At 61.7% G+C, this 14,343-nt stretch carries 11 protein-coding genes; 10 read left to right on the top strand and 1 reads right to left on the bottom strand.

The annotated features are described in order from the left end of the window. Positions 1–6: 6 nt before the first annotated feature. On the bottom strand, positions 7–975 hold the full coding sequence (gene cysK / locus AB5Y82_RS07975; RefSeq protein WP_111900412.1) for a cysteine synthase A: 969 nt from the start codon (positions 973–975) through the stop codon (positions 7–9). 159 nt (positions 976–1,134) lie between these two features. On the opposite strand from cysK, the gene AB5Y82_RS07970 reads away from it, so the two are divergent. The 10 genes from AB5Y82_RS07970 (at position 1,135) to exeF (ending at position 14,255) form a co-directional block, all read left to right on the top strand. After that, on the top strand, positions 1,135–1,977 hold the full coding sequence (locus AB5Y82_RS07970; protein ID WP_368173839.1) for an AAA family ATPase: 843 nt from the start codon (positions 1,135–1,137) through the stop codon (positions 1,975–1,977). Positions 1,978–1,980: 3 nt separating this feature from the next. Further along, complete coding sequence (locus tag AB5Y82_RS07965; RefSeq protein WP_368173838.1) at positions 1,981–3,144, top strand: VWA domain-containing protein; 1,164 nt, start codon at positions 1,981–1,983, stop codon at positions 3,142–3,144. Between the two features lie 54 nt (positions 3,145–3,198). Beyond that, positions 3,199–4,320, top strand: a complete 1,122-nt coding sequence (locus tag AB5Y82_RS07960; protein ID WP_368173837.1) for a beta-ketoacyl-ACP synthase III — start codon at positions 3,199–3,201, stop codon at positions 4,318–4,320. A 49-nt stretch (positions 4,321–4,369) separates the two neighbouring features. Next, complete coding sequence (locus tag AB5Y82_RS07955; RefSeq protein WP_368173836.1) at positions 4,370–5,815, top strand: HD domain-containing phosphohydrolase; 1,446 nt, start codon at positions 4,370–4,372, stop codon at positions 5,813–5,815. A gap of 327 nt (positions 5,816–6,142) precedes the next feature. Continuing rightward, entirely contained in the window at positions 6,143–7,711 is a 1,569-nt protein-coding gene (locus AB5Y82_RS07950) for an ExeA family protein (RefSeq protein WP_368173835.1), read from the top strand. Then, the gene (gene exeB, locus AB5Y82_RS07945) at positions 7,711–8,406 is read left to right on the top strand and encodes a GspB family T2SS assembly factor variant ExeB (RefSeq protein WP_236301751.1); all 696 of its coding nucleotides are present in this window, start codon (positions 7,711–7,713) and stop codon (positions 8,404–8,406) included. The genes AB5Y82_RS07950 and exeB overlap by 1 nt, the downstream gene beginning before the upstream one ends. 227 nt (positions 8,407–8,633) lie before the next feature. Next, the gene (gene exeC, locus AB5Y82_RS07940; RefSeq protein WP_322875131.1) at positions 8,634–9,467 is read left to right on the top strand and encodes a GspC family type II secretion system variant ExeC; all 834 of its coding nucleotides are present in this window, start codon (positions 8,634–8,636) and stop codon (positions 9,465–9,467) included. Between the two features lie 21 nt (positions 9,468–9,488). Continuing rightward, a complete protein-coding gene (exeD, locus tag AB5Y82_RS07935) occupies positions 9,489–11,528 on the top strand; it encodes a GspD family T2SS secretin variant ExeD (RefSeq protein ID WP_064338465.1) in 2,040 nt (679 codons plus the stop codon). Next, complete coding sequence (exeE, locus tag AB5Y82_RS07930; protein ID WP_100646468.1) at positions 11,528–13,033, top strand: GspE family T2SS ATPase variant ExeE; 1,506 nt, start codon at positions 11,528–11,530, stop codon at positions 13,031–13,033. The genes exeD and exeE overlap by 1 nt, the downstream gene beginning before the upstream one ends. A 1-nt stretch (position 13,034) precedes the next feature. Then, positions 13,035–14,255: a GspF family T2SS innner membrane protein variant ExeF gene (gene exeF / locus AB5Y82_RS07925; protein ID WP_005338296.1), complete on the top strand. Its 1,221-nt coding sequence runs from the start codon at positions 13,035–13,037 to the stop codon at positions 14,253–14,255. Positions 14,256–14,343 lie beyond the last annotated feature (88 nt).

The raw sequence follows: 14,343 nt of genomic DNA, 5'->3' as shown, positions 1-14,343 counted from the left end.
GATCAGTTACTGCTGCAGCTCCTGCTCGCTGAACACCCCGGCAAACAGGGCGCTGGAGAGGTAACGCTCCGCCGCACTCGGCAGGATGACCACAATGGTTTTGCCCGCAAATTCCGGCAGCTCGGCCAGACGGCTGGCAGCCACCACCGCAGCACCGGAGCTGATACCGGCCAGGATCCCCTCCTCCTCCATCAGGCGACGGGCCATATCGATGGCTTCATCGCTGGTCACCTTCTCCACCCGATCGATAAGGGAGAGGTCCAGGTTGCCCGGGATAAAGCCGGCGCCGATCCCCTGGATCTTGTGGGGGCCCGGTTTGATCTCTTCCCCGGCCAGCTTCTGGCTGATGACGGGCGACTCGGCCGGTTCGACCGCAACAGAGACCACCGCCTTGCCTTTCGTCTGCTTCAGATAGCGGGAGACCCCGGTAATGGTACCGCCGGTACCGACCCCGGCCACGAACACATCCACCTCGCCGTCAGTGGCATCCCAAATCTCGGGGCCGGTGGTCTTTTCGTGGATCTCCGGGTTAGCCGGGTTTTCAAACTGTTGCAGCAACACATACTTGCCCGGCTCGGACTCGAGGATCTCGTTGGCCTTGGCAATGGCCCCCTTCATGCCGAGGGGCCCTTCGGTCAGCACCAGATTGGCACCGAGCGCCTTGAGCAGCTTGCGGCGCTCCAGGCTCATGGTGGCCGGCATGGTCAGGGTGATGGGATAGCCGCGAGCTGCCGCGACAAAGGCCAGAGCAATACCCGTGTTGCCGCTGGTGGGCTCGATGATCTCCTTACCCTTGGTCAGGATGCCGCGCTTCTCGGCATCCCAGATCAGGTTGGCACCGATACGGCACTTGACGCTGAAGCTGGGGTTGCGGCTCTCGATCTTGGCCAGCACGCGGCCTTTGGTAACACGGTTGAGACGAACCAACGGGGTGTGACCGATAGTCTGGCTGTTGTCCTCAAAAATTTTGCTCATGGCGCTATCCCTGTGTTTGTTACGACGATGAAACAAGATTACCCTGTGGTTTCTGAATGAGAAGTGACTATTCGTTATAACCATATGGTATTACAACATATAGAGCTTATTCTCTCTGGCCCCTGACTCAGGGAGCCAATCGTCAAAGGAACCGACGTTATGGGATTTTCAGGAAGCAGCCAGTATCTCGCCTCCGATGCATTGAAGATGGCGGTCAATGCCGCCATCACCCTCGAAAAACCGCTGCTAATCAAAGGGGAGCCGGGCACCGGCAAGACGGTGCTGGCGGAAGCGGTCGCCGACCATCTTGGCACAGACCTCATTGCCTGGCATATCAAGTCCACCACCAAGGCCCAACAGGGACTCTACGAATATGATGCGGTGGCCCGGCTGCGCGACTCCCAGCTCGGCGACCCCAGAGTGGCCGATATCAGTCACTACATTCGTAAAGGCAAGTTGTGGCAGGCCTTCAGCGCCGAGCAGCGACCTGTGCTGCTGATCGACGAGATCGACAAAGCCGACATCGAATTCCCCAACGATCTGCTGCTGGAGCTGGATCGGATGGAGTTCGACGTCTACGAGACTGGCGAGCGAGTCAAGGCGCGCCAGCGGCCGGTGGTCATCATCACCTCCAACAACGAAAAAGAGCTGCCGGACGCCTTCCTGCGCCGCTGTTTCTTCCACTACATCCGCTTCCCCGACAAGGCCGAGATGCAGGCCATCGTCAAACTCCACTACCCCGACCTCAAGGAGAGCCTGCTTGGCGAGGCAATGGATCTCTTCTTCGAGCTGCGCGAGGTAGAGGGACTACGCAAGAAACCCTCCACCTCGGAGCTGCTGGACTGGATCCGCCTGCTCTTGGCCGACGATATCGCCCCCGAGGCGATGCGCGCCCGCGAGCCCGGCAAGCTGGTACCCGCGCTATATGGCGCCCTGCTCAAGACCGAGCAGGATCTACATCTCTTCGAGAAGCTCGCCTTTTTGGCCCGACGCAGCAGCTGACCCATGCTGATCGACTTTTTTACCCACCTGCGCCGCCACAAGCTCCCCTGCAGCCTGCGCGAACTGCTGGACTTGCACGCCGCGCTGGCGGCCCGGCTGGTCACCATCGATATGGACGAGTTCTACCAACTCTCCCGCTGCCTGCTGGTAAAAGACGAGGCTCACTACGATCGCTTCGATCGCGCCTTCGCCGAGTACTACGAGGGGCTGGAAGCCATTCCCCTGCTGCCGGAGAGCCTGCCCGAGGAGTGGCTGCGTAAGGAGTTCGAACGGCTGTTGAGCCCAGAGGAGAAGGCGCTGCTCAAATCCCTCGGCGGACTCGACAAGCTGCTGGAGACCCTTAACCAGCGGTTAAGCGAGCAGAAAGAGCGCCATGCCGGCGGCAACAAGTGGGTAGGAACCGGTGGCAGCAGCCCGTTTGGCCACGGCGGTTTTCACCCGGAAGGGATCCGCATGGGGGGAGAGGGCCAGCATGGCAAGTCGGCCAAGGTGTGGGAGGCCCGTCACTATCGCAACTTCAGCGATGACTCACCGCTTGGCCAGCGCGCCATCCAGCTGGCGCTGCGCAAACTCAGGCGTTGGGTGCGCAGAGGCAACCCCGACGAGCTGGACCTCGACGACACCATAAAAAGTTCTGCCCGCCAGGGCTGGCTCGATGTGAAGCTGCGGCCCGAGCGCCACAACGGGGTCAAGCTGTTGGTCTTTTTCGATGTGGGAGGCTCCATGGATGCCCACGTGGCAGAGGTGCAGCGTCTCTTCTCTGCCCTGCGCCACGAGTTCAAGCATCTGGAGTACTTCTATTTTCACAACTGCCTCTACGACTTCGTCTGGAAGGATAACGCCCGCCGCGTTGAGGAGCGGTTCGATACCCTGCGGCTGCTGCGCACCTACGGCAGCGACTACCGGGTGATCCTGGTGGGGGATGCCACCATGGGCCCCTACGAGATCACCTGGCCCGGCGGCAGCGTCGAGCAGTGGAACGAGGAGTCGGGTCAGGTGTGGCTCACCCGATTGCAGCAGCACTTTCCCAAACTGGTGTGGATCAATCCCACCCCGCGGCGGGAGTGGCTCTGGCATCCCTCCATCAAACTGATGAATGACGTGGTTGGCGGACGGATGCATCCGCTGACCCTGGCGGGTCTCGCTGCGGCGATCGACCAGCTGTAACCCTCTCTACCCTATAAACCGACAAGCCGGGAACGCACCCGGCGAGGAGCAAAGATGACCTCTATCGTGATCAGTGGCTCAGGCCTCTATACCCCACCCTTTGCCGTCAGCAATGAAGAGCTGGTGGCCGCCTTCAACCAGTATGTGGATCTCTACAACGAGGAGAACGCCTCCGCCATCGACGCCGGCCAGCTCCCCGCCAAGCAGCACTCCAGTTGCGAGTTCATCGAGAAGGCATCCGGCATCAAGAGTCGTTATCTAGTGAGCCGCGAGGGAGTGCTCAACCCCGACATCATGCAGCCGCTGCTGGCGGAGCGGCCCGACGAGATTCCCTCCATCATGGTGGAGATGGCGGTGGCCGCCGCCGAGCAGGCACTGATCGCCGCCGGCCGCGAGCCCGGCGAGATCGATCTGGTCATCGTCGCCGCCTCCAACATGCCGCGCCCCTATCCGGCACTGGCCATCGAGCTGCAGCATTATCTGGGGGCGAGCGGCATGGCCTTTGACATGAACGTGGCCTGCTCGTCTGCCAGCTTCGGCATCAAGACAGCCGCCGATATGCTGGCGGCAGGCACCGCCAACGTGGCGCTGGTAGTCAATCCGGAGATCTGCTCGGGACACCTCAATTTCCGGGACAGAGACAGTCACTTTATCTTCGGCGATGCCTGCACCGCGGTGCTGCTGGAGCGGGAGGCCGATTGCAAGGTGGCCAATCCGTGGCAGCTGGTAGCCAGCAAGCTGGTGACCCAATACTCCAACAACATCCGCAACAACTTCGGCTTTCTGAACCGGCTGAGCCCGCGTACCCGCTACGGCGATGACAAGCTGTTTCGCCAGCAGGGGCGCAAGGTGTTCAAAGAGGTGTTACCGCTGGTGTGCGACCAGATTGCCAACCAGCTCGATGAGCAGGGCTGGCCCGCCGAGAGCCTGAACCGGCTCTGGCTCCATCAGGCCAACCTCACCATGAACCAGTTCATCGGCCGCAAACTGCTCGGCCACGATGCCAGCCAGCAGGAGGCGCCGGTCATTCTTGATAGCTATGGTAATACCAGCTCGGCGGGTTCCATCATTGCGTTTCATCTGTACAATCGCGACCTTCCTGCGGGGGCTCGCGGCGTACTGTGCTCCTTTGGCGCAGGCTACTCCATCGGTAGCTTGCTGCTACGGCGCCTGTAATGGCGGGCCTCCCGCCGACATAACAATAACCAGCAACATGGGTGGGAATATGCAGAGGATCACGGGGCGCTGCGCCCTGCACTACGGGGTAACCCTGTCACTATTTTGTCTCTATGGCTGGCAGGTTTGCCCGTTTCTCGAGAGTCTCACACTGCCCCAGTTGCTGGGGCCAACCCTGGTGACCTTCGCCATCATGTTCGCCGTGCGCAATTGGCTGCTCTCAAGGCGGCCCCTGCCGCGCAACGGGCTGGACGGGTTTGGACTGGAGGTCGGTTTCTACCTGCTGGGAGCACTGCTGCTGTCGGGCTACAACGCGCTGGCCCACGACTTTCCGCTGGAGAGTCACCTCAAGGTGCTGCTGGGGATGACCACCCTCGGCTTTCTGGTGGCGGCCGATCTGACCCTGGAGCGGGATTGGAATCGGGCCAGAACACGGCAAGCCGAGCAGAGCCTGACACTGAGCCACCCGCTGGCCATGCCGATGCCACGCAAGTTCACCCTCTTTACCCTGGCGACCCTCACCCTGCTGGGAGGCGTCTTCTTCTTGCTGTTCAACAAGGATCTGGAGTGGCTGGTGACGGTGGAGCGCAGCCTGCCGAGGGTCGATGCCCAGCACTACATCCTGTGGGAGATCGCCTTCGTAATGACGGTGACCTTCTGTTATCTCGCCCTCATTATTCACGGTTATGGTCGCAATCTCGGCCTATCCCTGCGCCAGCAGACCAGCACCATGGCCAGAGTACAGTGCGGTGACTTCGACGCCCGGGTGCCGGTCACCCGGGATGACGAGTTCGGTCTTATCGCCGCCAGCACCAATCAGATGATCGGCGAGCTGAAATCCCGCAGTGACGAGCTCAACCTGACCCGCGATGTGGCCATCCTCGGCCTCGCCTCGCTGGCAGAGACCCGTGACAACGAGACCGGCGCCCATATCATCCGCACCCAGCACTATGTGAAGGCGCTGGCGCAATACCTCAGTCGCAGCGATTGGGATCGCTATCCGCTCGATGACGCCACCATCGACCTGCTGTTCAAGTCGGCTCCCCTGCACGATGTGGGCAAGGTGGGCATTCCCGACGCCATCCTGCTCAAACCGGGCAAGCTGACCGACGAGGAGTTCGCCATCATGAAGCGCCACCCGCAGATCGGCGCCGATGCGCTGGCGAGCGCCGAGGCGCAGCTGGGCTCCAACTCCTTCTTGCGGCTGGCCCGGGAGATCTCCCTCACCCACCACGAGAAGTGGGATGGCAGCGGCTATCCGGCAGGGCTGGCGGGTGAGGATATTCCCCTCTCCGGGCGCTTGATGGCGGTAGCGGATGTCTACGATGCCCTCATCTCGCAGCGGGTCTACAAACCCGCTTTCAGCCATGAGGAGGCGAGGGAGATCATCGTGAAAGGGAGCGGCAGCCATTTTGATCCCGGCATTGTCGCGGCGTTTCTCGCCTGTGAAACGCAGTTCAGAGAGATTGCCGCGCAGTTTCAGGATCACCACTGAGCAAGTACATCCCGACCAGCTTGCCCTGATGGCTGACAGGGCAACCAGCGTCATAAATTGTACACAAACAGGTCTGGCCATTGCCGGTTCAGCGCCATGCTGACGGCATTTGCCACGCCGCGCCCATATTGATATTTCCCTTTATTTACAGCTATTTTTTGTCATTTTGTGATCCGGATTCGTGCCAATGACGCAACCGGGATCACAAGATGGCAGGAAAAGGCCGCAATTTGCCCTTCAGCGCCAATGATGGCTTCCAATGAAAGCGAGGTTTGCTATCATCCGGAGACATTTTTCATCTGTCGCCGGCTACAAAAGAATACCCTCATGTACACACAGTTCTTCGGCCTCTCGGAACACCCGTTTTCCATCTCGCCCAATCCCAAGTACCTCTATATGAGCGAGCGCCACGGCGAAGCCCTTGCTCATCTCAACTATGGATTGCAGGATGGCGGCGGCTTTGTGCTGCTGACCGGCGAAGTGGGCACTGGCAAAACCACCGTCTCCCGCTGCCTGCTGCAACAGCTCCCCGCCGAGACCGAGATCGCCTATATCCTCAACCCCTCCCTGACCGAACGGGATCTGCTGGCCGCCATCTGCGACGAGTTTCAACTCCCCTATCCCGAGGATGCCGGGATCAAGCGGCTGTTCGACCTTATTCGCGATCACCTGCTGGCCAACCTGGCGGCAGGCAAGCGCAGCGTGGTACTGGTGGATGAGGCGCAGCACCTGCTGCCCGGCGTACTGGAGCAGCTGCGCCTGCTCACCAACCTCGAAACCGACGAACGAAAACTGCTGCAGGTGGTGCTGATCGGTCAGCCCGAGCTGCAACAGATGCTGCGCCAACCCCTGCTGCGTCAGCTGGCCCAGCGCATTACCGCCCGCTATCACCTGCTGCCGCTCTCTCACAGCGATGTGGATGCCTACGTCCGCTTCCGGCTGCAGGTCGCGGGCTGCGTACAACCCATCTTCACCCCGCGCGCCATCAAGACACTCCATCGCCTGAGTGGCGGCATCCCCCGTTTCATCAACCTCATCTGTGACCGCGCCCTGATCGCCGCTTTCGCCCGTGGCAGCTACAAGATTGTCCACTGCGATATCAGCCAGGCGGCCTTCGAGGTCAATGGCGTTCGGGACGAAGGGAGCTGGGCCTCCGGTCTGATGGTGACGCTGGCAGGCGCCCTGCTGGTGGCCGCAGGCTGGTGGGGCTGGCAATTTTTCGGCGTGTTCCCCACCCGTCCGGTAGTCAAGGTCGAGGTGCCGGTCACCATCGACGAGACCGCCGAGCAGCAGGAGCAGCTGACCGAGGCGATCAATCAGGCCATCAACCCCGACAGCGCCATGCAGAATCTCTATCGGGTCTGGGGTTATGAACCGGAACCGTTCGAGGCAACCTGTGACAACGCGCCCCGTGCCGGTCTGCGCTGTCAGGAGGGAGAGGCAAGCCTCGACGAGCTGCGCGCCCTGCAGTATCCCGCCATGATCACGCTCACTGACCAGACTGGCGGCCTCTACTACGCGACCCTGGTCAATCTGGGGCCGAACAAGGCCAGCCTGATGATAGGTGACCAGAGCTGGCAGGTGGAGCGCCAGTGGCTCAGCGACAACTGGGGCGGCAGCTACACCCTGCTCTGGCGCATGCCGAAAGGGGGCGTCAGCCTGATCGCCAGCAATGCCGGTCAGACCCAGATCCAGTGGCTCGACAATGCCCTCAGCCGTGCGCTGCAACAACCCGAGCGCAAGGTGCGCCGTTTCGATGGCGAGCTCAAGAACAAGCTGCAGCAGTTCCAGCGAGATCAGGGGCTGACCCCTGATGGCATCGCGGGCAGCAACACCCTGCTGCGTCTCAACGCCCTCTCCGGTGAACCCATGCCCAGACTGGAGGAGGCCTCCTGATGTCTACCCTGCTCAAGGCGCTGCGCCGTGCGCAGCAACCGCAACTCTCCGCCCATATTCCGGCCATGGGCTTGCCCATGCCCCGGGAAGAGGAGCGCAGCCCACGCCGCATCGGCTGGCTGCTGGCTCCCCTGGCCTTGCTGCTGGGGGCGAGCGCCAACTATGGCTGGCATCTGATCCACCTGCGCCCCATCGAGGAGAAGGTGGAGGTGAAAGAGGTGATCACCCCGCCCTTCGTGCGGGTCGAACCCAAGGCGATGGTGACCCGTCCGCTACCCCCGCCCCTGCCGGAGCCGGTGGTCCAACCCAGAGCAGTAGCCAAAAACGAAGGGACCAGTCAGGGGAATACCCCCGCGCTGACTCTGGCCGAGCAGCTGATGAAAGCCCTCAATGAAACCCCATTGCAGGAGACGCCACACGCCACCGGCCAGAACAACGTGCAACCGGCCCAGTTGATGGCGCTGGGCTCGGCGCCCCAGTCGGTGCGCCAGCAGGTACCGCAATTGAGCTATGGCTCTCATGTATTCTCCTCCAACCCCGCCAAGCGGGCCGTGGTGCTCAATGGCCGGGAATACCGGGAAGGGAGCGAAATAGCCCCGGGAGTCGTGCTCGCCACCATCGACCAGCAATACATAGTGCTGCAGGTCGCCGGACAGAGCGTGACCCTCAAGGCGCTGCAGGATTGGCGAGGGTGAGTACGCACCGTACCCTGATGTTCGCTGGCAAGCAGGATGCACCTCACCTGAGTGCCACTTTTGTGAGCATTCAAAGGTTTACGGTGTGATGAAATATCCATTTTTACGGTTTGGCGCGCCCCGACCCGTTGTGTCACAGCCACCGGCCGTACACAATACGCAGCCGCCCCAGAGCCTGGAATTTGTTGATTAATATGACGCTACGATTCAGGGATGACATCTTGACCATGCTGCTGGCCCAGTGCCGGCGGCTTCCCATGACCAGAGTCACCCAGGTGGCCTTTCTGGCGCTGCTGATCATACTGGCCCAGCAGAGCGCCGCCCTCACCTGGCGTCTGCTCACCCTGGCAAACCCGCAAACCAGCCAACCGTGGCAACCCTCCGCAATGGCGGTCAGCGGCCAGAGCAACCCGCGCCTTGAACTGGGCGAGGTAAGCCGACTGGCGCTGTTTGGCAAGGCGATCCCCAAGGCGCAAGCCAAAGCCGCCGTGGCCGCCAATGCGCCGCGTACCCAGCTCAATGCCCAGCTCAACGGGGTGCTGGCCAGCTCGGATCCCGCCAAATCCATCGCCATCATCGCCATGTCCGGCATCCAGAACTCCTACGGGGTCGGTGACATGATTGACGGCACCCAGGCGCGGATCCGGCAGGTCTATCCGGATCGGGTGATCATCGAGCGGGATGGCCGCGACGAGACCCTGATGCTGGATGGCGAGGAGTATGGCAAGCCGCTGCCGCAGACCAACGCCGCCCCCCTTGGCTCCCTGCGCAGCGAGCTGATGGCCGATCCGGGCAAGATCACCGATTACCTCAATATTTCACCGGTTCAGGTGGATGGCCGCATGACCGGTTATCGCCTCAATCCGGGCAGCAATCCTGAGTTTTTCAACCAGAGCGGGCTGCAGGCCAATGACCTGGCCATCAGCATCAACGGGCTGGATTTACGGGACAACATGCAAGCCATGCAGGCGATGCAGCAGATGGCTGGCGCAACGGAAATGACAGTGACCGTCGAGCGACAGGGCGAACAGTTCGACATCTATGTGCGCTTGTCAGAATAATGATTTGGAGTCGTACCAATAATGACCACTAAAGGGAAAAGCTGGCGTCTGGCCACTATCGCAGCGGCACTGATGATGGCGGGCTCAGCATGGGCCACCGAATACTCTGCCAGTTTCAAGAACGCCGACATTGAAGAATTCATCAATACGGTGGGCAAGAACCTCAATAAAACCATCATCATAGAGCCATCGGTGCGCGGCAAGATCAACGTGCGCAGCTACGACCTGCTCAATGAGGAGCAGTACTACCAGTTCTTCCTGAGCGTGCTCGACGTCTACGGCTTTGCCGTGGTGCCGATGGACAACGGGGTGCTCAAGGTGCTGCGCTCGCGGGATGCCAAGACCTCCGCCATTCCGGTGGTGGATGGCAGCAACCCGGGCATGGGCGACGAGATGGTGACCCGGGTCGTGCCGGTGCGCAACGTCTCGGTCCGTGAACTGGCGCCACTGCTGCGCCAGCTCAACGACAACGCCGGTGGTGGCAACGTGGTGCACTACGAGCCCTCCAACGTGCTGCTGATCACCGGCCGCGCCGCCGTGGTCAACCGTCTGGTGGAGGTGGTGAACCGGGTCGACCGCGCAGGCGATCAGGATGTGGACATCATCAAGCTCAAGTTCGCCTCGGCAGGTGAAATGGTGCGGCTGGTGACCAACCTCAACAAGGATGGCAACCCACAGGGCGGCACCGCCTCCCTGCTGCTCTCCCCCAAGGTGGTGGCCGACGAGCGCACCAACTCGGTGGTGGTGAGTGGTGAGCCGAAAGCGCGCGCCCGCATCATCCAGATGGTGCGCCAGCTCGACCGCGACCTGCAAAGCCAGGGCAACACCCGGGTCTTCTACCTCAAATATGGCAAGGCCAAAGACATGGTCGAGGTGCTCAAGGGGGTCAGCTCCAGCATCGAGGCCGACAAAAAGGGCGGCGGCGCAACCACAGGTGGCGCCAGCATCGGCGGTGGCAAGCTGGCCATCTCCGCTGACGAGACCACCAATGCGCTGGTCATCACCGCCCAGCCGGACGTGATGTCCGAACTGGAGCAGGTGGTGGCCAAGCTCGATATCCGCCGCGCCCAGGTGCTGGTGGAGGCGATCATCGTCGAGATGCAGGATGGCGACGGCCTCACCCTTGGCGTCCAGTGGGGCAATGCCAACGGCGGCGGCACCCAGTTCACCAACTCAGGTCTGCCCCTCGGCAGCGCCATTGCGGCGGGCAAGGATTACCAGAATGGCAAGACTGACACTGCTGCCGGTCTGCTGAAAGAGTTCAACGGCATGGCCGCCGGTTTCTATCACGGCGACTGGGCCATGCTGGCCACGGCGCTGGCCTCCAATACCAAGAACGATATTCTCTCCACCCCGAGTATCGTCACCATGGATAACAAGGAGGCCTCCTTCAACGTCGGTCAGGAGGTCCCGGTCCAGAGCGGTTCGCAAAGCTCCACCACCAGCGATCAGGTGTTCAACACCATCGAGCGCAAGACGGTGGGCACCAAGCTGGTGGTGACCCCGCAGATTAACGAAGGGGATTCGGTGCTGCTCAATATCGAGCAGGAGGTCTCCAGCGTCGCCCAGACCCAGGCGACCGGTACTGCCAACCTTGGCCCCACCTTCGATACCCGTACCGTCAAGAATGCGGTGCTGGTCAAAAGTGGCGAAACCGTGGTGCTGGGCGGTTTGATGGACGAACAGACCAAGGAGCAGGTCTCCAAGGTGCCCTTGCTTGGCGATATTCCGGTGCTGGGCTATCTGTTCCGCTCCACCTCCAACACCACCTCCAAGCGCAACCTGATGGTCTTTATCCGGCCCACCATCTTGCGTGATGCGGACGTCTATACCGGTGTCTCCAGCAACAAATACAGCCTGTTCCGCGCCGAGCAGCTCAATGCCGCCTCGCAGGAGGGGTATCTCACCTCCCCCGCCCGTCAGGTATTGCCTGCCTATGGCCAGGATGTGATGGTGTCGCCCGAGCTGCAAAAAGAGATCCAGAAGCAGATCAACGAGATGCGGAGCAGACAGCAAAGCACTGTCGAGACCACCACCCCGTTTGTGCAGAGTAAGCCCTGATGAGTGCCTACCATCTGGATGGAAGCATCGGGCCTGCGCCACTGCCCGAGCTCCCCTTTGTCTTTGCCCGCAACTTCGGGGTGATCCTGATTGAGCGTGACGGCGCCCCCGTGCTGCAGTGCCGCCCCGGCGTCACCCCGCAGGCCCTGCTGGAAGTGCGGCGAGTCGCGGGTTGCAGCTTCGCGGTGGAGCAGCTCGACAACGAGGCCTTCGAAGAGCTGCTGATGGCCCACTATCAGCGCGACTCCTCCGAGGCGCGCCAGCTGATGGAAGATCTCGGCAACGAGATGGACTTCTTCGCCCTGGCCGAAGAGCTGCCGCAAAGTGAAGATCTGCTGGATGCCGATGACGATGCCCCCATCATTCGCCTCATCAACGCCATGTTGAGCGAGGCGATCAAGGAGGAAGCTTCCGATATCCATATCGAGACCTTCGAGCGGGCACTGGTCATTCGTTTTCGCATCGACGGGGTGCTGCGGGAGATCCTGCGCCCCCATCGCAAGCTGGCATCACTGCTGGTCTCGCGGATCAAGGTGATGTCGCGGATGGATATCGCCGAGAAGCGGGTGCCGCAGGATGGCCGTATCTCGTTGCGTATCGGCGGTCGCGCCGTCGACGTGCGGGTCTCCACCATGCCGTCCAGCTATGGCGAGCGGGTAGTACTGCGTCTGCTCGACAAGAACAACGTGCGCCTCGAGCTAAAGCAACTGGGGATGACCGCGGCCAACCGCACCATCATCAGCGAGCTTATTCGCAAGCCCCACGGCATTATTCTGGTCACCGGCCCGACCGGTTCCGGTAAATCCACCACCCTCTATGCGGCGCTGTCTGAAATCAACTCGCGGGATCGCAACATTCTGACGGTGGAAGACCCTATCGAATATGACCTCGAAGGGGTGGGCCAGACCCAGGTCAACACCAAGGTGGACATGACCTTCGCCCGCGGCCTGCGCGCCATCTTGCGTCAGGATCCGGATGTGGTGATGGTGGGGGAAATTCGAGATCTGGAAACCGCCCAGATTGCGGTGCAGGCGTCGCTGACCGGTCACCTGGTGATGTCGACCCTGCACACCAACACCGCCATCGGCGCCATCACCCGGATGCGCGACATGGGGATCGAACCCTTCCTGCTCTCATCGTCCCTGCTGGCGGTGCTGGCCCAGCGGCTGGTGCGAACCCTCTGCCCCGATTGCCGTGCCCCGCGCCCCATCACCGAGCAGGAGCGGCTTGCCATGGGGATCGAGCTGGCCCCCGATCAGCAGGTGTGGCGTCCGGTCGGGTGCGAGCTGTGCAACCACACCGGCTACCGTGGCCGGACCGGCATTCACGAGCTGGTGGTGATCGACGAAGCAGTGCGTGAAGCCATTCACAGTGCCAGCGGCGAGCTCGCCATCGAGCGACTGATCCGCGGCCACACCCCAAGCATCCGCCGTGATGGCATCGACAAGGTGCTCAAGGGGCAGACCAGCCTCGAAGAGGTGCTGCGCGTGACCCGGGAAGATTGAGATGGCTGCATTCGAATACAAGGCCCTCGACAACAAGGGGCGCAGCAAGAGCGGTGTGATGGAGGGCGACTCGGCCCGACAGGTTCGCCAGCTGCTGCGCGAACAGGGGCTCACCCCCCTCGAGGTGAACGAGACCACCGAGAAGGCGAAAAGGGAAGCGACCCGCTTCGCCCTGTTTCGTCGTGGTGCCAGCACTGCCGAGCTGGCTCTGATCACTCGCCAGCTGGCCACTCTGGTGGGGGCCGGTCTCACCATCGAAGAGGCGCTCAAGGCGGTGGCCGAGCAGTGCGAAAAGGCCCACTTGCGCTCTCTGGTGGCGACCGTGCGCAGCAAGGTGGTAGAAGGGTATTCGCTGGCCGACTCGCTGGGGGCTTTTCCCCATGTGTTCGACCAGCTGTTTCGCTCCATGGTGGCGGCCGGTGAAAAATCGGGCCATCTGGAGAAGGTGCTCAACCGCCTCGCCGACTACACCGAACAGCGCCAGCATATGCGCACCAAGCTGTTGCAGGCGATGATCTACCCCATCGTGCTTACCTGCGTGGCTATCGGGGTTATCTCGATCCTGCTTACCGCCGTAGTGCCCAAGGTGGTGGCCCAGTTTGAACACATGGGCCAGCAGCTGCCGGGCACCACCCGTTTTCTCATCGGTACCAGCGAACTGATGCAGGCCTACGGCCTCTGGTTCCTGCTGCTGATCTTCCTTGGCAGCTTTGTCTGGCGCTGGTGGCTCACCGATGAAAAGCGTCGCCGACGCTGGCATCAGGTGCTGCTCGGCCTGCCGGTGATTGGCCGGGTCAGTCGCGGTCTCAACACCGCCCGCTTCGCTCGCACGTTAAGCATCCTCAACGCCAGCGCGGTGCCCCTGCTGGAGGGGATGAAGATCTCCGGCGAAGTGCTCTCCAACGACTTTGCCAGAATGCGCATTCTCGAGGCCGCCGAACGGGTGCGCGAGGGGACCAGTCTGCGCAAGTCGCTGACCGAGACCAAGATTTTCCCGCCCATGATGCTGCACATGATCGCCTCCGGCGAGCAGAGCGGCGAGCTCGACAGCATGCTGGAGCGGGCGGCGGACAACCAGGATCGGGAGTTTGAATCCCAGGTCAATATCGCCCTCGGGGTGTTCGAACCCATGCTGGTGGTCTCCATGGCCGGGGTGGTGCTGTTTATCGTGATGTCGATCCTGCAGCCGATCCTCGAGCTCAACAATATGGTGAATATGTAAGTTTCCGGTGTTCGGTGGCGCCGCTGGCGGCCCGTCGAACCCACCCAGTGATCACTCTCTGATGGGCCATCCCATCTCATTCGTTACG

Source organism: Aeromonas sp. s13 (assembly GCF_040907905.1).
Taxonomy (GTDB): Bacteria; Pseudomonadota; Gammaproteobacteria; order Enterobacterales; family Aeromonadaceae; genus Aeromonas; species Aeromonas veronii.
Note: the sequence above shows the minus strand (reverse complement) of the source record. Positions and strands in the feature narration are given on the sequence as shown.